The following is a 20149-nucleotide window of genomic DNA, read 5'->3' as shown; positions in this document are numbered from 1 at the left end:
ACCTCTTTCCTATCTCTAAATTAGCGTACGCTCTATTTCTTCTTCAATTAATCGACGTTTTTCACTAGCATCAATATTCAAAACAAACCCTATCCCGATGGAAATAATCAAAAGACTCGATCCACCCTGTGACAAGAAGGGGAAAGTTACCCCCGTTGCAGGAATAATTCCTGAGATTCCTCCGATATTGACAAATGTTTGAATCAAAAGCATACCTGCCATTCCAAGTGCCATCATCGCATTAAATGGACTACGAGCACGGACGCCTACAATAATAATTCGAATAATCAAAAAGAACAATAAGGCTAGAATTAAACTAGCTCCGACAAAACCGAGTTCTTCAATGACAATCGAAAACGCAAAGTCGGTGTGGGCCTCTGGTAGATACCCCTTTTTCTCAATCGAATTTCCCAAGCCACGTCCAAGCCATCCACCGTTACTCATCGCATAGTAAGAATGAGTCAATTGAAGACCTGCATTGGTGGCATTACCAAATGGATCAAAATAGGCCGCGAAACGACGAGCAATATAACCAAAGAGCGGAATTTTTTCCACCGTTTCTACACCCAAAATACGAATAGTCCCTAGAATAACTGTTGAGGCGGCCACAATTCCCAAAAACGCTGTTGAAAACCAGCGATAGGCAATCCCACTCACACTAATCATCACGACCATAATCAGCACAATAATCGTCGCATTTCCCAAGTCTGGCAGTGTCGCAACTAGACCTAGGAGGAGCAGACTGACCACCCGCCAATCTGTAAACTCTTTCGGAATCCAACTTCCTTTAATCAACGATACATAGTCATAAGTCCGAATATCCGCCTGTTGTTTTGCAAACTCATGTGCCAGATACCAAATGATAATTAATTTCAAATATTCTGCCGGCTGCAAGGTTCCTGCGATTGGCAGAGGAATCCAGCCATGAGCCCCGTTAATCGGAGTAAACAACCGAGAAATAGCTAACAGAAATACTTCTACCAAAATAACCGAATAGATAACGGCTTTCTTGCGTAAAAAACTTAATTTCATACGATAAATCGTATAGATTGCTACCAAGCTGACAATCCAGAATCCTGCCTGGTTAATCACTGTTTTAAATGGATTTCCACCATTAATAATTTGCGTAGCACTGGTTGTCGAATAGACCATGACCAACCCAATCACCGATAAGATGAGATAGGGAATCAGTATGGAGTAATTCAACAACTGACGTTTGTCAATCTTCATTGCTTATCCAACCTTCTTCGAGTATAGCTCTTATTATAGCATACTTTGTATAAAAATACTTATCACTTTCTAAGTTGCTCTGCAAACATTCGGAACTAACTTTTGTCGACAAGAAAAAGGCCGAAGCCTTTCATATCTATTCAAATGTTTCAAGATAAAATTCAATTTCATCCTCATTCGCAACTGTAAGGTCTTTCGCCCCTTTATCAGCCATTTGGCCATTAACTTTATACATCCAGTATGTATTGGTACTCGTATCTTGGCTAACACCATCAATTTCTGTTATCAAACCATTGTCTTCTACAATATCATGATGTTCTTTAAGTACATCCATGACACTAGCACCTTCTTCCGCAGTGACTCCCTGACGATCCTCTTTGTCCTTGGTTGTAATCTGCAAAGTGACTTCGATAGCCGAGTCACTCTGTTTCTCAGTAGTGTTTGTACAAGCAGCCAAGAAGAGCGAGAAGACAACCATCAACATAATACTAATTTTTTTCATTTATAAAATCTCCTAAAAATATAATCAATAATTGGATAAAACAAAACTGTTGAAGCAGCGTGTAAACCATCAAAGACTAGACCATTAAGCCAAAAGACGATAGGGGAAGTCCCAAACTGTGTAGCAGATAAAAAACTTATCGTTAGCCCATACAAAAAGACAAGAATCCCCGCCAGAAGACTCTGTAGCCACAAGGGAATGTTCTCTTTTTTGATAAAAGGACCGATTACCAACCACCATATAAATTGGATAAAAGCAAAACTAAGAACTTGCCACAAAACAACTGTGCCAAATCCAAAAAGCAAGCCACTCCCTACCATTACTAGTATCATCAATATCCAGCTCTCCAGCAAACTGAAATAGGACAGAACAATGAGGAAAATAGCCGTGAGAGGCTTTATATTGGGAAATGGCCCAAAAACCACCCTTAAAACAATCGTCAAAGAGGACAGAACAACTAGCTGACTAACACGTCTTACTTTTTCACTTTTGTCATGCATACCAATTTAGCCTACCCTATTCCCTTTATTATGTCAAGTTCAGATAATCTTTTAGGGGACCTCTAAAAACTAATTTTCTAAAATTTAAAATGTTGATTTAACAAGGTTTTTGTAACTCCAAATTCGCAATTTTGGGAGTTTTTAGAGGTCCCCTTTACTATTTCTTGAATCGTATTTTTTTGATTTTTTCATGATTTTACGGTAGAATTGATGAGATGAGAAAGAAACTAAATCCGATGATTGTTGTTGTTTTTTTCCTATCCTTCTTTGCTCTTATTTTCATCACTGGGGTGACTGGAAATACTGTGAATAAGACGGAGGTGGCTAATGAACCCGCAGTCAAACAATCAAACACCAGTACAAGTTCTAAAACAACAAATTCTAGTTCAAGTTATTACATTGCAAATGCGCTCGAAATGAAACCTATCGTCGACGTTTCTGCTTGGCAGAGACCGTCTGAAATTGACTACGATACCCTTAGCAAAAACATTTCTGGCGCAATCGTTCGTATTCAAAGTGGCTCACACACTAAAAACGAAAATACAGCGACTGATAAAAATGGGTTAGATAAATCCTTTGATACCCATATTAAAGAATTCCAGGCAAGAAATATTCCTGTTGCTGTCTATGCCTATGTCACGGGAAATAGTATTGAGAGCATGCAGGAGGAAGCTCGAAGCTTTTATAAGGCCGCAAATAAATACAAGCCAACCTTCTATTGGTTAGACGTTGAAGAATATACCATGGATGATATGAATGCTGGAGTGGAGGCTTTTCGAAAAGAGTTAGAAACTCTCGGTGCTAAAAACATTGGAATTTACGTCGGAACCTATTTCATGGAAGACCACAGCATCAATGTGGATAAATTTGATGCAGTCTGGATTCCTACATACGGTGATGATTCTGGCTACTACAATGCCGCTCCAAATACTGACTTGGACTACGATCTTCACCAATATACCTCACGTGGTTATGTAAACGGCTTTGAGCACCACCTAGACCTCAACATTATTACTACCCTGAAGGATCCTAATGAAGTTTATCAGAAACTATTTACAACACCTGAATAAAATGTTATAATCTCACTAATTACATTTACACAAAGGAGTGCTTCGGCTGAGATCGCGACTGCGAAATCCTCGAACCTGATCTAGTTAAAACTAGCGTAGGAATTGTGTGCTTTATAGAATGATACTATACTCTGCTATAAACACTCCTTTGTTGACCATCTACAAAGGAGTCTTTTTATGTCCACATCAAAATTACCCATCCTAGCCGAAGTTGCTATATTTTCTGCCATTGCCCTCGTCTTTGATAAATTCCCACTCTTTACAATGCCCCAAGGTGGATCTGTGTCTTTAGTCATGCTTCCAATCTTACTGCTTGCTCTGCGCCACGGACTAGGGGTGGGAGTTCTTACTGGTGGTATTGTAGGAACCATTCAACTTTTCTACGGTGGCTACTTCCTAAACGTTTTTCAAGTTTTTCTTGACTACGCACTTTCTTACGCCGGAATTGGTTTAGCAGGCTTAGTGGCACCCACCCTATCCAAACAAAAAAATCTAAAAAATGCTACTCTCATCATTACTCTGGCTAGTTTTCTAGGAGGAAGCATCCGATTGGTAGCCACCTTCTTATCAGGAATTATTTTCTACGCAGACTATGCCCCAGCTGGTACCCCTGTCTGGTTCTATTCCTTTACCTACAATATCAGCTATATTCTTCCTTCCACTGCAATTGCCTCTATTCTGCTCATCTTACTCTACAAAGCAAGACCAGGTTTTTACAATCTTTAACCAAAACTGCCTGCTGGATTTTATCTAACAGGCAGTCTTTTTAATTATTTTTACTTGCTTTATGCTATAATAGGAACGTTATAATACATTTTGGAGGAAATTATGGCTTCTTGGATTTCAAGAATTATTAAAGGTATGATTATCGCACTCGGCTTTATCTTACCTGGTGTCTCTGGGGGGGTACTCGCTGCTATCCTCGGAATCTATGAGCGACTAATTGGATTTTTAGCAAATATTCGAAAAGATTTCAAGGAAAACTTTCTTTATTTTGTTCCTGTAGGAATTGGTGGAATTTTGGGAATCGCACTTTTCTCTTTCCCTGTAGAATTTTTATTGCAACATTTCCAAGTCCCAGTTTTGTGGGCCTTTGCGGGAGCAATCGTGGGAACTATTCCTAGCCTACTTAAAGAATCAACTCAAAAGAGCAAACGAGATAGCATTGATTTGGCCTGGTTGATTGGGACATTCATTATTTCTGGCCTCCTACTTTACAATTTGAGCGATCTTGTCGGGACACTTCCAGCTACTTTTGCTAGTTTTGTATTGGCAGGTGCCTTGATTGCTTTAGGGGTACTTGTTCCTGGACTCAGCCCTTCAAACTTACTATTGATTTTGGGTATCTACACACCAATGCTAAATGGTTTCAAATCACTTGATCTATTCGGTACCTTCCTACCAATCGCAATCGGTGGCGTTCTTGCAATGGTTGCCTTTTCAAAAGCAATGGACCATGCATTGAAAACCTATCATTCACGCGTTTATCACTTCATCATTGGCATCGTATCATCTTCTACTCTCCTAATTTTGGTGCCACAAGCAAGCAACAAAGAGTCTATTTCCTATGCTGGAACTAACTTTGTTACATGGATTGCTGCCCTTGTGCTATTTATACTAGGAGCATGGTTGGGACTTTGGATGAGCAAACTAGAGGAAAAATACAAATAATGGCTAAAAAGGTTAAAATCAAAAAAACCTTGGTGGACCAAATATTAGACAAGGCTAAGATCGATCATGATAGCCTTGTTTTAAATGCCCTAGATGGGCAACTGCCACCAGGAATTGAAGAAAAAGATATATACAAAACACTAGCATTGACCGGAGATAAGACAGGACCTGTCATTGGAATCGTACCCATCACCGAGCACCTGTCTGAGAAAAAATTAGCCAAAATTTCTAGCAATAAAAAAGTCAGCATGATTCCACAAAAGGACTTGGAAAAAACAACTGGCTACGTCCACGGTGCCAACAATCCAATCGGAATACGGCAAAAACACAACTTCCCTATCTACATTGACCAGTCTGCACTCGAAAAAGGCCAGATGATTGTGTCTGCTGGAGAAATTGGTCGGTCAATTCGAATTGACAGTCAGGTATTAGCTGATTTTGTAAAAGCTGACTTTGCTGATTTGATTGAGGGGAGGGACTAGACTTGAAAATCTACTTTGTCCGTCACGGTAAAACCGAATGGAATTTGGAGGGGCGCTTTCAAGGCTATTCTGGTGATTCAGCTCTTTTGCCTGAATCTTATCAGGATTTAGAAAAACTAGGCAAATACCTTGCTGAAATCCCCTTTGATGCTATTTATTCTAGTGATTTGCAGCGCGCACATAGCACTGCCGTAGAAATTGCAAAAGCCAATCACCATTGCCAAACCGTTCTAACCACACAACAATTACGTGAATGGAATTTTGGAACGTTAGAAGGAAGCAAGATAGCAATTTTTCGTGCCATCTACCCCAAACAAGCCTGGGCACTCAAACATAATCTAGCACTTTTTAACAATGACTTATTTGAAGCTGAGAGCGTTCGCCAAGTAACTCAACGAATGGTGGACTTTGTCCAATCGCTGAAAGGGCAAGACATGGAAACAGTCCTCATCGTCAGCCATGGTACCTTTCTAACCGCTTCTATCCATCGCCTACTTGGTTTTCCACCAGCCCAGCTCCGTCACCGAGGTGGTTTGGATAATGCATCGGTTACTATTTTAGAAACAAGCGATTTCGAAAACTTTACAGAATTAGCTTGGAATGATACCAGCTATAAAGCAAAACAGTAGAATTTTCTGCTGTTTTTTCCTATCCTATTAGCAATTTATACTGATTTTTTCTCTCTTCTATGATAAAATAGAAATAACAGACTTTGGAGGAATAAAATTTTTATGTCAACTGAACATTTTGAAGAATTAAATGACCAACAGATTGTCCGTCGTGAGAAAATGACGGCTCTTGCTGAACAGGGCATTGACCCATTTGGAAAACGTTTTGAGCGTTCTGCCAACTCAGCTGAATTGAAGGCCCAGTACGAAGACAAATCAAAAGAAGACTTGGAAGAATTGGGCCAAACAGCAATCATTGCAGGTCGTATTATGACCAAGCGTGGTAAGGGTAAGGCAGGTTTTGCTCACATTCAAGACCGCGAAGGCCAGATTCAAATCTACGTTCGTAAGGATGATGTTGGCGAAGAAAACTATGAAATCTTCAAAAAAGCAGACCTTGGTGACTTTATCGGTGTCGAGGGGGATGTTTTCAAGACAAACGTTGGTGAGTTGTCTATCCATGCTCGCAAGTTGACTCACTTGTCTAAAGCGCTCCGCCCATTGCCAGAAAAATTCCACGGTTTGACAGACATCGAGACCCGCTACCGCAAACGTTATTTGGACTTGATTACTAACCGCGAGAGCTTTGATCGCTTTGTGACCCGCTCAAAAATTATCTCAGAAATCCGCCGTTACCTTGACGGACTTGGTTTCTTGGAAGTGGAAACACCTGTCCTTCACAATGAAGCTGGTGGTGCTGCAGCTCGTCCATTCATCACCCACCACAATGCCCAAAACATTGACATGGTCCTTCGTATCGCGACAGAACTCCACCTCAAACGCTTGATTGTCGGCGGTATGGAACGCGTTTATGAAATCGGCCGTATCTTCCGTAACGAAGGTATGGATGCGACCCACAACCCTGAGTTCACTTCCATTGAGGTTTACCAAGCTTATGCAGACTACCAAGACATCATGGACTTGACCGAAAGTATTATCCAGCACACTGCCAAGGCTGTTGTCGGCGATGGTCCTGTGACTTATCAGGGCACTGAAATTGCTATCCATGAGCCATTCAAGCGTATCCACATGGTTGACGCTATTAAGGAACAAACTGGCGTGGACTTCTGGCAAGAAATGAGCTTCGAAGAAGCAAAAGCCCTAGCAGCTGAGCACAAAGTCCCTGTAGAAAAACACCATACAGAAGTTGGTCAAATCATCAACAGCTTCTTTGAAGAGTACGTTGAAGCAACTCTTATCCAACCAACCTTCGTCTATGGTCACCCAGTAGCCGTATCTCCACTGGCTAAGAAAAACGATGAAGACCCACGCTTCACAGACCGCTTCGAGCTCTTCATCATGACCAAGGAATACGGAAACGCCTTTACAGAATTGAACGACCCAATCGACCAATTGGAACGCTTCGAAGCCCAAGCCAAAGCTAAAGAACTCGGTGACGACGAAGCGACAGGCGTTGACTACGATTACATCGAAGCCCTCGAATACGGTATGCCACCAACAGGCGGCCTCGGAATCGGTATCGACCGTCTCTGCATGCTCCTGACAGATACCACTACTATTCGGGATGTACTCCTATTTCCGACGATGAAATAAGCAAGAGTAGCTTACTAGGATTGTTTTCACTAGAATGTACCAATCGCTCTCCAGTTTCTTGGCGATTGGCTGAAAAGGTCTACTAGACCTTTTCACTCCCTACGATGAAATAAAAATTACAAACTGTTTAACACCGATACGTAAAACACTCTTGGAAATTCCAAGAGTGTTTTTGCATGCAAAAAATCCCAACCATATGGTCAGGATTTTCAGGAGATTATGAAAAATATTTAGGATTGACTATAGTATAGCTCATCCTATCAACTATCTCATCAGTCTTGGGACTGATTCTCTTCTTTTTTTGCAAAATAATCTCGGACAATTGGCGCAACTTCTTTTCCGTAGAGTTCGATAGCACGGAGGACATCTTCATGTGGCATTGAGCCGGTTGGGAGATGAAGGAAGAAACGGTCCAAGTCAAGTGTTTCAATAGTCTTGATAATTTTTTCAGCGACTCGTTTTGGATCCCCGACGATGGTTGCTCCTTCGTCTGTCAGAGAGTAGAGATATTGCGCCTTGGTCATCTCGCTCCAATGTGGGCGGTCTTTGGCAATATTGTCCGTAATTACTTTGGTTGGATGATAGTATTCTTCCACAGCCTTGTCATGGTCGTCTGCAATCCAACCCCAGGAATGGGCTGCAACTTTCGTTTTCTTTGGATCATGACCTGAGTTGCGAGCAACCTTGCGATAAGCATCGACTAAAGGTTTAAAGCGATGGACACCTGCACCAATGACTGCATACACGATTGGCAGGCCTTTCTTAGCAATCTTGATGGTAGACTCTACATTGCCCCCAGTTGCAACCCAGATCGGAAAATCTTCCTGAACAGGACGTGGATAGACTGGCTTATTATCGACAGACTGGGTAAAATGCCCATCCCACTTGAGATTGGTTTTCTTGTCGATTTCCAGAAGCATATCTAGCTTTTCATCGAATAACTCCTCATAGTCGGCCAAGTCATAGCCAAACAAGGGAAATGACTCCGTAAAGGAACCACGACCCGCCATGATTTCCGCTCTGCCATTTGACAAAGCATCAATGGTGGTATACTGCTGATATAGCCTTACTGGGTCCATGGAAGAAAGGATAGAAACTGCTGATGTTAGCTTGATATGCTTGGTATTGACGGCACCAGCTGCCAGCACAATCTCAGGTGCAGAAACCGCAAAATCTTCTCGGTGATGTTCACCAATCCCATAAACATCAAGACCCACCGCATCAGCTAGTTCGATTTCTTTGACTAGCTGGCGAATCCGCTCGTCGTGGCTGTAAGTTTCCCCTGTTTTTTCTAGTGGAGTTGTTTCGCCAAATGTTGAAATACCTAATTCTACCATGATGTGTTCTCCTTTACATATTTTACTTATTTAATGGTATTATTTTGTCTCTAACTAGTGATAATATCAAGAGCTTTGCTCACAAAATAAAACGACTAGGAAAACCTAATCGTTTCATCATATTATTCGTAACGCAAGGCCTCAATCGGATCCAACTTAGAAGCCTTGTTGGCTGGTAGGACACCAAAGACAATACCGACCACTGCTGAGAAAGCTAAACTTCCTAATACAACCGGTATTGATATTTCAGCTGTCATCTCTCCCATAACCTTTGTAGCGTTGAGAATAAACACAATGGCTTGAGCGATAGCTAAACCGATTGCTCCACCTAAAGTGGTCAAGACCATAGCTTCAATCAAGAACTGCATCAAGATATTTCCTCGGGTTGCCCCCAGAGCTTTTCGAAGACCAATCTCACGTGTCCGCTCAGTCACAGATACCAACATGATGTTCATAACACCGATACCACCTACAAGAAGTGAAATCCCTGCAACAGCACCGATAAACGTAGTGACACCTGACATTTGGTTCTTAAAATCATCTAACATAGCTGACATATCATAGATATCATAACGGGCTTCCTTTAGACCTGTAATGTTGGTCAAGTATGCTGCGGCAGCCTGACCAACCTCAGCAGCTCTACTCACATCTTCTACATGGACATAGAGCCCACTATTTTCCTTGGTACCCATTTCAGCAGCTAGTTGCGTATTGGTCATAATGGCATTTCCGCCTGAGTTGAAACCATAGAGGGAAGTACCTGCTTTGGGATCTTTGTAAACACCAACTACAAGGTAAGAATTGGCATTGACACTGACGATTTGGTTGAGGGCTGCATCGGTTGAACCAAAAAGCTTCTCAGCCAAGGCAACATCCAACATGATAATACGGGAAAATCGGCTGTAATCGTTAGCAGTAAAACGACGGCCAGCCAAGATTTCTAATGCCTTTATGTCAAAATAGGATTGACTAACACCAGTAATAAAGACATTATCAGCTTGCGCATTGCCCGCTGCTACAGTAGAGGTACTTGAAGCACTAATGTAGTAGCCACTGAGCCCATCGATTTCCAAAAGCCCCTTTAACATTGTGTCCGTTACATCTGGCTCTTCTTCCATTGACATTTCACCACCACCAATACTGCCAAAAATCCCGGTTGTACCTGCACCTTCAACAGGAATATAAGGTGTAAAATAAACCTGAACATTATTCTGATCACCAGCCAGAGACTTTTCAATACTCTTAGACATCCCCGTTCCCATAGCAACGATAATCACAACAGCTGCTACACCGATGATAATACCCAACATGGTCAAGAGAGAACGCATCTTGTGAGCTAGGATAGATTTTAAGGCAAATTTCCAATTTTCCATCTATACCTCCTCCCTTCTACTATCTTCTGTAATGACACCGTCACGCAAAACGATTTTACGTTTGGCATAGGCAGCAATTTCAGGTTCGTGTGTAACCATGATAATGGTCTTTCCTTCATTATTCAACTCTGTCAGAAGTTGCATAATCTGCTCGCCTGTCTTAGTATCCAAGGCACCTGTTGGCTCATCTGCCAAGATAATAGCTGGTGTATTGACCAATGCACGCGCAATGGCAACCCGTTGTTTCTGACCACCTGATAGCTCAGATGGCAGGTGAGTCATCCGCTCAGCCAACTCCACTTTTTCCAAATAACGTTTGGCTAATTTTTTCCGTTGATTGGCTGGAACCCCTGCATAAATCAAAGGTAACTCAACATTTTGAAGGGCATTGAGTTTTGATAGCAGGAAAAATTGTTGAAAGACAAACCCGATTTGGTCATTCCGAACCTGAGCTAATTTTTTCTCAGAAAGTTGACTGACTTCTTCACCTTCTAACCAATAGTTCCCTGAACTGGAACGATCTAAAAGACCGATAATATTCATCAAGGTTGATTTCCCTGAACCAGACGGTCCCATAATAGCAAGAAATTCTCCCTCTTCCACCTCTAAATCAATATCCTTTAGAACTCTGAGCTCTTGATCACCATTTTTATAGGATTTATTGATATTGGTTAATCTAATAAGTTGGTTCTTCATTGGCTTCAACCTCTTTTCCTTCTTCAAGGTCTGGAGTTGGAATAGTAATGACCTGATCTCCTGCTGCAATACCTGCTGTCACCTCTTGATTGAGAGCATCTGCATTTCCAAGGGTAACCTCTACTTTTTTAGCCTTCCCTTCAACAATGGTCCATACAAAGTTTTTATCTTCTTCTGGAACAACTGCTGTTACAGGAATTAAAATATGATTGGTAGTATTGACAACTTCAATATTCACAGTAAAACCTTGTTTCAATTCGCCCAATTCACTGGTCAAGGCAGCCTTGAAAGGATATTTGGCACCTGAGCCACCACCTGCTCCTCCTACTGCACTTGCGGTTTGCTCTGTTGATGGATAGTTAGAAATATAGGTAATCTTACCAGTCCATGACTTATCTGGGTATACCTTGCTGGTTAATTTCACTTCTTGATCAACTGCAATATTTGCCAAATCATACTCTGTTAAGTTACCTGTAACCTGTAAGCTACCTTGGTTAACGATATGAACCACTGTCTGGCTAGATGTTGAACTTTTTGAGACAGATTTATTCACTTCCACAACTGTACCAGCTACTGTACTTGTAACGGTAGCTTCTTGCAAGGCTGTATAAGCTTTATCCACAGCAGCTTGTGCATCTGCGTACGAATCATTCAAGTCTGCCAACTGCATATCTACTGAACGTTGAGCTGCAGCTGTTGCCGCTTCATCTGTTGCAGCATCACCCGTTGTTTGAACAGTCTGACCATTGTTTCTCAAATCATAAATCTGACGTCCAATCTTATCACGCCCACGAACAGCAGTATCCAAAGCAGACTGCAATTCTGTTGCATCATAGCGAATCAATGGTGTTCCTACTTCAACCTGAGTTCCTGGCTCAACCAAGACCTCGCTCAAATCTCCTTTTGAAGGATCATAGTAAACGTATTGTTCATCTGCTGCAGAAATCGTTCCTGTCAATAAGGTCGATGAAGCAATCGATCCCTCTTTAGCTACTGTATAGGTCAAACTGGTCGCAACTTGCTCTGTAGAAATTGGTGAGGAACCGCCTAATACGCCTCCAAATACCAAGGCACCACCAATTAAGGCAATAGCCGCAACACTGAGACCACTGAACAAAGCAATTTTAGCCTTCTTTGTCTTTAACATATGATACTCCTTTTCTAATTCAAAACATATTTATTTTGTATTGTCTTTATAATACACAAATACACGTTTTTTTGCAAGTGTTTTCTTAATTATTTTACAAAAAGTTCGGTATTTTTCCTACTTACAATTTTGTAAGAGAACGTAGCGGATTTTTGATTGATAAGTAAAAAAACGATAGAATGAAGATAATTATCATTTAGAGGAGAAAAACTCATGAAAGAATTTGATATTATTGCCATTGGTGGAGGCAGCGGCGGTATTGCTACTATGAACCGTGCTGCTATCTATGGGGCTAAGGCTGCTGTGATCGAAGGAAGCCACCTTGGCGGGACCTGTGTTAACCTTGGCTGTGTACCCAAAAAAATTATGTGGTACGGTTCTCAGGTAGCAGAAGCCATTCACCACTATGGACCTGAGTATGGTTTTACCAGCCAGGATGTAAAATTTGATTTTGCCACCTTGCGTAAAAATCGCGAAGCCTATATTGAGCGTTCACGCGCATCCTACGGTAATACTTTTAATAATAACGGAGTAGAAGTTATCCAGGGTTTCGCACGTTTTGTGGATAATCAAACGGTTGAAGTCAATGGTGAACTGATTCGTGCAAAACACATTGTCATCGCAACTGGCGCCAAACCGGTAGTCCCTGCTATTCCTGGTAGTGAGCTAGGGATTGTATCTGACGATGTCTTTGCATGGGAAGAATTACCTTCTTCTGTGGCTGTTATTGGTGCTGGTTATATCGCTGTGGAAATGGCCGGTCTCCTACATGGACTCGGTGTCCAAACTGACCTCTTTGTTCGTGGAAATCGCCCTCTTCGTAGCTTTGATACCTACATTGTTGATGCCTTGATGGAAGAAATGGAACGAACCAATCTTCCTCTCCATACAGGTAAAACACCCGTCAGCCTTGAAAAAACAGAGGACGGCCTCATTCAAATTAACTTTGAAGATGGAAGTAGCCATCTTGCCCAAAAAGTTCTCTGGGCAATTGGTCGTAAACCAAATGTGGAGCAGCTCAATCTTGAAGCAGCAGGTGTTCGGTTGACACCGTCTGGCCATATCGCTGTGGATGAATACCAAGAAACAGCTGTACCAGGCATCTATGCCCTCGGTGATGTGACTGGTGAAAAAGAATTAACACCCGTTGCAATCAAGGCAGGTCGCCTTTTGGCAGAACGTTTATTTAACAATAAACCAACCGCAAAAATGGATTACACAACCATCCCAACTGTCGTCTTTTCTCACCCCGCTATCGGAACCGTTGGTCTAACTGAGGACGAAGCGATTGCCCAATACGGTCAGGACAATGTAAAAGTCTATACTTCAGCCTTTACTTCTATGTACACTGCCCTAGCAAACAATCGCCAAATGGCTAAGTTTAAATTAGTAACTGTGGGAGAAAATGAAAAAGTCGTTGGACTGCACGGCATTGGCTATGGTGTCGATGAAATGATTCAAGGATTCTCAGTTGCTATCAAAATGGGAGCTACAAAAGAAGAATTTGATGCCGTTGTCGCCATCCATCCGACAGGTTCTGAAGAATTTGTTACTATGCGTTAACTCAATTGAAAAAGTCCAGACATGAAGGTCAGCACTGTCTGGACTTTTTCTTATGGTAATATAGCAATTGCTCGCACTGGTGAACCCGAAGCCTTCTCCCAATGAGGAAAAGCGATTGAAATCAATGCACCTGTTGGTGGTACCTGATCCAAGTTTGCCAATACTTCCAACTGATAAATATCTTTTGATAGGAGATAGTATTCTTCTGGTAAACTTCCTCCGTGTTTAGCTGCAGATACTCCTGAATCGGTATCCAATGTTTCATGGCCAACTGCTTTCACCTGACGTTCTTCAATCAAATATTCTAGAGCTTCATGACTCCATCCTGGTGTACGTTGAACTCCATCTTCGTCTAGATTACGAATGGCATCTTGACTAGGCCAGCGCTTTGACCAATCCGAACGAAAGGCAACAAAAGATTCTGGCGCAATCGGACCATATTCAGCCTCAAAGTCTAAAATATCCTGCTTAGTTATCTCGTAGTCATTATTTGCTATAACAGCAGCTGATTTATCAATAACGTAGAGTGGCAGGAGTAAATCTTTCAAATCAATCTCATCAAGATAACGAGCTCCTTCTACAAAATGAATCGGAGGATCAATATGGGTTCCATACTGCCCCACAACCGTAAATTGTTCGACAAAGAAGCCATCCTTATGAGTAAATAGGGCTTTCTTTTCGAGAGCTGGTAGCGCAGGGAAATGCGGGCTCTTTTCATTGATTTGGTGAGTCAAGTCTACCCAAGTTTTAGATTTAAGAGTACGGTAAATATCAAGTAATTCTGTCATAGAAATTCTCACTTTCTTTTTTTATTATTCTAGCATAAGTATAGGTTGTTTTACATATAATTTGTTGTTTTTTACTATATAAGTTTCTTATTAGCTGTTATAAAAATCACCTATAGAGTTGTTACATCCGATGAAAGAGCATTGACTTTCTTATCCAATCTCACTATAATTTTTGTTAACCATAAAATTTTAAGAGGATAACAGATGAAAACAACTTCTATCAAATCACTTGTTTATATCGCTATTGGAACAGCCTTAATTTCCACCCTTTCACAAATCAGTCTGTCTATCGGGCCTGTACCATTTACATTACAAACCCTAGCTATCGGCTTAGTAGCTTGTCTATACAAACCCAAGGAGGCAATTACAAGTGTCAGCTTATATCTAGTTCTTGGCGCTATCGGTTTACCTGTTTTTGCTGGTTTTTCTGGTGGCTTTGCTGCACTCACAGGACCGACATCTGGCTTTCTATGGGGGTTTCTACTCTACACTATCATCACTTCTGCCCTCACTAAATCAGACTCCTCACCAGTTACAATTTTTCTAGCCTGCCTACTAGGAACTGCAAGTTGCTTCCTTATAGGCTGTTTTGTATTTAAGCTAGTTTCAGGTTCCAGTTGGACTGACACTATCGGATGGACTGTTCTGCCTTTCATTCTTCCTGATTTAGCTAAAATTACACTAGTCATGATATGTCATCGTTTATTGCAACCTGTTATCAAAAAAGAAGCCTATTTTTCTTAGGCTTCTTTCATTTATTTATTAGCAAAGGCATCCAAGAGGACTTGGAATTCCTCATTGCTGAGCGTGATCCCCTTGCCCATCTTGGTATGGTCAGGGCTCCAGGTACGGATGTCATACTTGGCTGGTGCTCCATTAAAAGATACTCGATTAAGCTCCTTGGTCCATCCTTTATCATTTTCAGATAAGACCAATAATTTTTCTTCAATTTCAAATGTAAATTCTGCCATTTGTTACCTCCTCACTTATCTATTCGAAAAAGCTTGTCATTTTTATAAAAATTAGATAATATAATTATATCAAGTTTGAAAGGATTATGCCATGAAGAGGTTTTTAGAAGTTATTTTCGAGCAGATCACCGTCTTTTTAGAACATGGCAAAACTCCTAAGTCTATTGAGCCAGATAGCAAGGAAGATATCAAGAATAACTTGGAGCTGGCTTTATATAAAAAAGCTGCAGTCCATGTCATCTATGGTGATCGTAGTTTCACAGGTGACATTGTGAAATATGATACCGATCGCCAACGGATTATCATAAAAAATTTCAAACGTCAGGTTACCAGCATTATAAAAATCGAGGACATCAAAAAAGTCACCTTGGTTCCAGATAGCATCAAGACTTCTCAACAACAAACAAAAGGCTGAAATTTCAGCCTTGCAGATTGAAGAAAAAGTCCATTTTGGACAATTTTCTTCAATCTTTTTTCTTTATATTGAAAATTAAAAACTCTCAGAAACACCGAAATATCAATGTTTCTAAGAGTTTAATGACTTGCTATCTTTCGCAAACTTCTTCAATTTTTATATTTTTAAGAGTTTATCTACGTTCTGAAGCTGAAATTTCAGCCTTTTTATGTTTATGCACGAATAGTTAGGGATTGCCCGTCCTCTTGGTAGAGGTTGATGAGGCCAGATTTACAGGCACGAATCATATCGCCAGGATAGATTTCGCGGTCTAGTTTGATCGTCAAGAGTTCCATTGGCTTATTGGCTCGGTCAATCCTCTCACCTGTCGAATCACGAAGCTCTTTAATAGTGGTTTCAAAATGACGGAAACCTGGTCCGTAGAACTCCACTTGGTCACCTTCGTTGATGACATTGCGTTGGCGGATAGTGGCAGTCATGGTTTCCTTATCAAAAGCCACTACTTCGGCGATGAATTTGTATTCTGGAATCTTACGGCGAGCTCCAAAGAGTTGCTCATTTTCACTCGGTGAGCTATAGTAGAAACCTGTCGCCAATTCCCGTTGGGCAACCTTCCACATCTCATCAATCAGGTCTTGCTTGATAGCTTCAAATTTTTCAGGACTTTCAAGATAGGCATCAACCGCAGCCTTGTAGCAGTTGGTTACGGTTGACACGTAGTGGACAGATTTCATTCGGCCTTCGATTTTCAGGCTATCTACCCCGTTTTCAATCATGTCTGGAATATGGTCAATCATACACATATCCACCGCAGACATGGAGAACTCCTCTGGTATTTCCCCCTTAATCGAACGGCGTTCTTCACCAAACGGGAGGTCGTAGAGGTTGTACTTCCAGCGGCAAGACTGAGAGCAACCGCCGCGGTTGGCATCGCGTTTGCTCATGTGGTTGGAGAGAACGCAACGACCTGAGTAGGAGATACACATGGCTCCGTGAACAAAGGCTTCAATCTCAACGTCTGTCCGTTTGCGGATTTCAGCCACCTCTTCCATAGTCACTTCGCGGGCCAGGACAACGCGGGTCAAGCCCAATTCTTTCCAGAATTCAAAGGTTTCATAGTTGGTGGAAGAAGCCTGGGTAGACAGGTGGATTTCAAGGCCTGGCGCTTCAGTAGCACAGATAACGATGAGGGCTGGGTCAGATACGATAACGGCATCCAAGCCCATGTCACGCAATTCGCGGAACCAGGCTCCTGCTCCTTCTTCATTGCCTTCGTGGGTGACCATGTTGGCAGCTACATAGACCTTGGCACCACGGGCATGGGCATATTCAATCCCTTCCCGCATCTCGTCCATGGTAAAGTTACCAGCTCGGCTACGCAGACCGTAGGCCTGACCGCCGACAAAGACAGCATCGGCACCATAATCAATGGCAACCTTCAATTTCTCCAAAGTCCCAGCAGGTGACAATACCTCGGGACGCTTTAATGTTTTTGACATAATAAACTTCTTTCTATTTGCAGGATAGAATACTGTAAACGATGTTGTTTCACTCGGAAACCTAGTGCAGAGTTTAGAAAATCGCCCAAAGGCGTTTTCGTGCTCTGACCTTACATAGTAAGTGACAGAGCTAACTCTGCCAGGTTAAAGTAAATAAATTGTGCTAAAAATATTGTTATTTAACCTTATTACGGTCAAATTCGTAGAAGCCTGTATCCAAGCCACGTTCAGCTGGATGGAGCTTGCGTACCTGTTCATCCAAAAGGAAGGCCTGATCATAAGTGAAGTCGCCTTTTTCAATCAAATCTCTTGCTTGAACAAAAAGCTTAACAATTTCAACAAAGTTCTGACCAGGGCAATAGATACCATCAAGTTTCCAATTATGATAACCATGTTCATCTAATTCTGATAGCTTGGTCATCATATCAATGTCATTGTTGATAAAGATATGGGTACCGTGCTTGTCCTCAAAGATAGAATAGTGGCTATCTGGGTCGCTCGGCTCAGCTAAGAAAAGTCCACGTCCACGCGATAGGTCTGTTTCATCAGCCTTTGTAAAATTGTAGTAATTCTGTAACAAGGTTCGTTTAGAATGGTGAATAACAGAGGCGCCGTAGACCAAGATTTCCGCTGGAATTTCCAAGTTCTTAGCAATATCAAAGAGTTCTTCTGATGGAATCTCTCTTGCCAAAACAGCCTCTACTGCTCCATGATCTTTCCAAAAGTTAATCTGACGGCTGGAAGTCACAAAGACAGATGTGTCATAGATTAGCTTAAAATTGTAGCCATCACGCTTATTGATATAGAAAATTCCAGTATCTCCGACAACCAGATAATCAACCTTGATTTCCCTCATTAGCTCCATAAACGGTTTGATATTGTCCATCATATCTTGGTGCATGAGGGCATTGGCAGCGACCGTCAATTCCTTCCCAGCGCTATGAACTAGCTCTGCTATTTCCCTGAGTTCATCATAGGTAAAATTTGTTGGGATGCGAAGGGCATGGTCCTCTTCCCCAACATAAATACGGTCAACTCCTGCTGCAAGCAGTTCTTTGACCTGCTCAATACTTTCAGCTGTTGCTGTAATGATAATTTTTTCCATAAAGATAATTATATCAAAAAGAGCAATATCTGATAAGTGACTACCTGTGTTTTAATGTTCAGACTTTTCTAATTTTTCTCTTGTAACATTATTGTAATATAAATGACATAAAAATTCAGCAATGTTATGGTATTCTTTAGGGAGCAGAGAAGGAGACGATATGGCATTAAGACACTATCAGTCCCATGAGTACCAGTACGAAGAGTATATCCCGAAAGAGAAAAAGGCTAATTTTCAAACCTATCAGGCAAAAAATACCAATAAAGAACGTCTAAAGGAATTGTTGTTTTTTGTTAATATCGCATTTTTTAGTTTGATAACAGTCATCGCTAGTTATGTCTATCTATCCGTAGGCATTCCTGTTTTTGTTGCCATCATATTGGCAAGTGCGACGGGTTTTCTTGGACTACGTTTGGTTCAAATTGGGCTAAAGAAGAAATTTAAACCCAAACAAGTTATAAGAAAAATGAATAATGAAGTATAAAGGCAGAGAAGTTATCCTCTGCCTTTTTTGAATGAACTACCGCCGTCTGTGAACAATTGATTCTCTGCACCTCTTAATATAGTCTGGTAATTTTCTATTTTATAATCTAAACGATTTAGAGCTTGCTGAATTTCCGACAAGCGTGACCGCAGTTCTTCCTGCTCTTCTTTTAGTAAATCAATCCGAGCTTCCACTGTACTATCTCCTGCCTGCACCAAGCCCATATACTCAATCAAGCGCTCAATAGACATACCAGCACTCCTAAAACAGCGGATAAATTCCAAAATGGCTACATCACTTTCCGAAAAATTCCTTACTCCAGAAGATTTTCTTGCAATTTTGGGAATAAGTCCTATCCGCTCATAGTAGCGAATGGTATCTGCTGATAGGCCTGTTACATCACTAACTTCTTTGATATTCATTCCAGGCTCCTTTCTTTGTTTTCGCTTATTATACACCTTGAAGTCAACTCTAAGTCAAGTCATTATATAAAAAATCTGGGTTTCCCCAGATTTGCCATCCTATAAATACTCGCCCTTGACAACAAAGAAGCTGCCACGGATTTCGCCTGCCAGTTTGGAGCGTTGGCGGGCAAACTTGAATTTGCCTTCAAATTCTTTGGGAATGTCAATGCCGTCTGACAATTTGAAACCGACCGCTCGTTTACCTCCTTCTTCTAGCGTATAGAGGACATTGACAGCCAGGCCATTGTCATAAAAGACAAAAGACCAGAGAATGCCATCTACCTCAAGCTGAGCGACATTGAGTGGACTATAAGGAAAAAACATGTCCCGCTCTGCCAAGACCTTCTCGATGAAGGGCAGGATTTCAGGCTTCTCTTCTGGTGTATAGACCACGAACTCCTGCTTGTATTTGCTCCAGAAATAGCGGGCTTCATTGGCACGCAGACCGGCCAAGACTTCTGCGACTGGACTAGTTTCCAAGCCTGTCGTTTCGACTTCTTTGAAATTTACTGTATAAGACACGATTTTCCTTTCAATAAAGAAAGCACCCGAAGGTGCTCAGACTGAAGACAAAGTCCTTAGAATTGATTTTCTAAGGGCTTTTCTTCGTATTTAGGAGTATAATATAAG

The 20149-nt window shown here is 41.4% G+C and carries 23 protein-coding genes and 1 riboswitch; of the genes, 10 read left to right on the top strand and 13 right to left on the bottom strand.

From position 1 onward, the window contains the following. Window positions 1–15 precede the first annotated feature (15 nt). The 3 genes from ftsW to P7J58_RS08475 all read right to left on the bottom strand — a co-directional run bounded on the left by ftsW (window position 16) and on the right by P7J58_RS08475 (window position 2232). On the bottom strand, window positions 16–1230 hold the full coding sequence (ftsW, locus tag P7J58_RS08485; protein WP_029184922.1) for a cell division peptidoglycan polymerase FtsW: 1215 nt from the start codon (window positions 1228–1230) through the stop codon (window positions 16–18). Window positions 1231–1366: 136 nt separating this feature from the next. After that, window positions 1367–1732, bottom strand: a complete 366-nt coding sequence (locus tag P7J58_RS08480; RefSeq protein WP_408556127.1) for a DUF4430 domain-containing protein — start codon at window positions 1730–1732, stop codon at window positions 1367–1369. Beyond that, complete coding sequence (locus tag P7J58_RS08475) at window positions 1729–2232, bottom strand: hypothetical protein (protein WP_032511426.1); 504 nt, start codon at window positions 2230–2232, stop codon at window positions 1729–1731. Before P7J58_RS08475 ends, P7J58_RS08480 begins: the two co-directional genes overlap by 4 nt. A gap of 215 nt (window positions 2233–2447) precedes the next feature. Between P7J58_RS08475 and P7J58_RS08470 the strand changes: the two genes are divergently transcribed. The 6 genes from P7J58_RS08470 (at window position 2448) to lysS (ending at window position 7677) form a co-directional block, all read left to right on the top strand. Then, a complete protein-coding gene (locus P7J58_RS08470) occupies window positions 2448–3302 on the top strand; it encodes a glycoside hydrolase family 25 protein (protein WP_105157003.1) in 855 nt (284 codons plus the stop codon). A 23-nt stretch (window positions 3303–3325) separates the two neighbouring features. Then, window positions 3326–3421: riboswitch (TPP riboswitch) on the top strand. A gap of 58 nt (window positions 3422–3479) precedes the next feature. Then, window positions 3480–4028, top strand: a complete 549-nt coding sequence (thiT, locus tag P7J58_RS08465) for an energy-coupled thiamine transporter ThiT (protein ID WP_408556126.1) — start codon at window positions 3480–3482, stop codon at window positions 4026–4028. A 102-nt stretch (window positions 4029–4130) separates the two neighbouring features. Beyond that, window positions 4131–4973, top strand: coding sequence for a DUF368 domain-containing protein (locus P7J58_RS08460; protein WP_408556125.1), 843 nt, complete (start codon window positions 4131–4133; stop codon window positions 4971–4973). Further along, window positions 4973–5455 carry an aminoacyl-tRNA deacylase gene (locus tag P7J58_RS08455; protein ID WP_408556124.1) on the top strand — a complete coding sequence of 161 codons (483 nt, stop codon included), beginning with the start codon at window positions 4973–4975 and terminating at the stop codon, window positions 5453–5455. Before P7J58_RS08460 ends, P7J58_RS08455 begins: the two co-directional genes overlap by 1 nt. Window positions 5456–5457: 2 nt before the next feature. After that, the gene (locus tag P7J58_RS08450) at window positions 5458–6084 is read left to right on the top strand and encodes a histidine phosphatase family protein (RefSeq protein ID WP_029177927.1); all 627 of its coding nucleotides are present in this window, start codon (window positions 5458–5460) and stop codon (window positions 6082–6084) included. Window positions 6085–6186: 102 nt separating this feature from the next. Further along, window positions 6187–7677 (top strand): lysine--tRNA ligase, encoded by a 1491-nt coding sequence (gene lysS, locus P7J58_RS08445; RefSeq protein ID WP_100881619.1) that lies wholly within the window; start codon window positions 6187–6189, stop codon window positions 7675–7677. Window positions 7678–7949: 272 nt separating this feature from the next. Here lysS and P7J58_RS08440 read toward each other — a convergent pair whose 3' ends face one another. The 4 genes from P7J58_RS08440 to P7J58_RS08425 form a co-directional block, all read right to left on the bottom strand. After that, complete coding sequence (locus tag P7J58_RS08440; RefSeq protein WP_408556123.1) at window positions 7950–9014, bottom strand: LLM class flavin-dependent oxidoreductase; 1065 nt, start codon at window positions 9012–9014, stop codon at window positions 7950–7952. Between the two features lie 122 nt (window positions 9015–9136). Next, window positions 9137–10387, bottom strand: coding sequence for an ABC transporter permease (locus P7J58_RS08435; RefSeq protein ID WP_172084148.1), 1251 nt, complete (start codon window positions 10385–10387; stop codon window positions 9137–9139). Next, window positions 10388–11083 (bottom strand): ABC transporter ATP-binding protein, encoded by a 696-nt coding sequence (locus P7J58_RS08430; protein WP_044690692.1) that lies wholly within the window; start codon window positions 11081–11083, stop codon window positions 10388–10390. Beyond that, the gene (locus tag P7J58_RS08425) at window positions 11064–12230 is read right to left on the bottom strand and encodes an efflux RND transporter periplasmic adaptor subunit (RefSeq protein WP_408556122.1); all 1167 of its coding nucleotides are present in this window, start codon (window positions 12228–12230) and stop codon (window positions 11064–11066) included. The genes P7J58_RS08430 and P7J58_RS08425 overlap by 20 nt, the downstream gene beginning before the upstream one ends. A 213-nt stretch (window positions 12231–12443) precedes the next feature. On the opposite strand from P7J58_RS08425, the gene gorA reads away from it, so the two are divergent. Next, on the top strand, window positions 12444–13793 hold the full coding sequence (gorA, locus tag P7J58_RS08420; RefSeq protein ID WP_408556121.1) for a glutathione-disulfide reductase: 1350 nt from the start codon (window positions 12444–12446) through the stop codon (window positions 13791–13793). Between the two features lie 50 nt (window positions 13794–13843). Here gorA and P7J58_RS08415 read toward each other — a convergent pair whose 3' ends face one another. Continuing rightward, complete coding sequence (locus P7J58_RS08415; protein WP_024401718.1) at window positions 13844–14581, bottom strand: cyclase family protein; 738 nt, start codon at window positions 14579–14581, stop codon at window positions 13844–13846. 204 nt (window positions 14582–14785) lie between these two features. Between P7J58_RS08415 and P7J58_RS08410 the strand changes: the two genes are divergently transcribed. Next, window positions 14786–15325 (top strand): biotin transporter BioY, encoded by a 540-nt coding sequence (locus P7J58_RS08410; RefSeq protein WP_408556120.1) that lies wholly within the window; start codon window positions 14786–14788, stop codon window positions 15323–15325. An 11-nt stretch (window positions 15326–15336) separates the two neighbouring features. Here the strand turns inward: P7J58_RS08410 and P7J58_RS08405 are convergent, their stop codons facing one another. After that, window positions 15337–15552 carry a YdbC family protein gene (locus P7J58_RS08405; protein ID WP_004194749.1) on the bottom strand — a complete coding sequence of 72 codons (216 nt, stop codon included), beginning with the start codon at window positions 15550–15552 and terminating at the stop codon, window positions 15337–15339. Window positions 15553–15643: 91 nt separating this feature from the next. Here P7J58_RS08405 and P7J58_RS08400 point away from each other — a divergent pair, with 91 nt between their 5' ends. Next, window positions 15644–15967: a hypothetical protein gene (locus P7J58_RS08400; RefSeq protein ID WP_408556119.1), complete on the top strand. Its 324-nt coding sequence runs from the start codon at window positions 15644–15646 to the stop codon at window positions 15965–15967. 212 nt (window positions 15968–16179) lie between these two features. Here the strand turns inward: P7J58_RS08400 and P7J58_RS08395 are convergent, their stop codons facing one another. Further along, window positions 16180–17466, bottom strand: coding sequence for a peptidase U32 family protein (locus P7J58_RS08395; RefSeq protein WP_408556118.1), 1287 nt, complete (start codon window positions 17464–17466; stop codon window positions 16180–16182). A gap of 175 nt (window positions 17467–17641) precedes the next feature. Next, on the bottom strand, window positions 17642–18571 hold the full coding sequence (locus P7J58_RS08390; protein ID WP_029188155.1) for a peptidase U32 family protein: 930 nt from the start codon (window positions 18569–18571) through the stop codon (window positions 17642–17644). Between the two features lie 160 nt (window positions 18572–18731). Here P7J58_RS08390 and P7J58_RS08385 point away from each other — a divergent pair, with 160 nt between their 5' ends. Beyond that, a complete protein-coding gene (locus P7J58_RS08385; protein WP_013730210.1) occupies window positions 18732–19055 on the top strand; it encodes a DUF3270 domain-containing protein in 324 nt (107 codons plus the stop codon). A gap of 11 nt (window positions 19056–19066) precedes the next feature. Here the strand turns inward: P7J58_RS08385 and nmlR are convergent, their stop codons facing one another. Both nmlR and P7J58_RS08375 read right to left on the bottom strand, forming a co-directional pair. After that, window positions 19067–19477: a stress response transcriptional regulator NmlR gene (gene nmlR, locus P7J58_RS08380; RefSeq protein WP_044673866.1), complete on the bottom strand. Its 411-nt coding sequence runs from the start codon at window positions 19475–19477 to the stop codon at window positions 19067–19069. Window positions 19478–19576: 99 nt separating this feature from the next. Continuing rightward, window positions 19577–20041, bottom strand: coding sequence for a phage tail protein (locus P7J58_RS08375; protein WP_408556117.1), 465 nt, complete (start codon window positions 20039–20041; stop codon window positions 19577–19579). Window positions 20042–20149: the final 108 nt, after the last annotated feature.

It is taken from the genome of Streptococcus suis, from assembly GCF_046032535.1.
Lineage (GTDB): Bacteria > Bacillota > Bacilli > Lactobacillales > Streptococcaceae > Streptococcus > Streptococcus suis_AK.
Note: the sequence above shows the minus strand (reverse complement) of the source record. Positions and strands in the feature narration are given on the sequence as shown.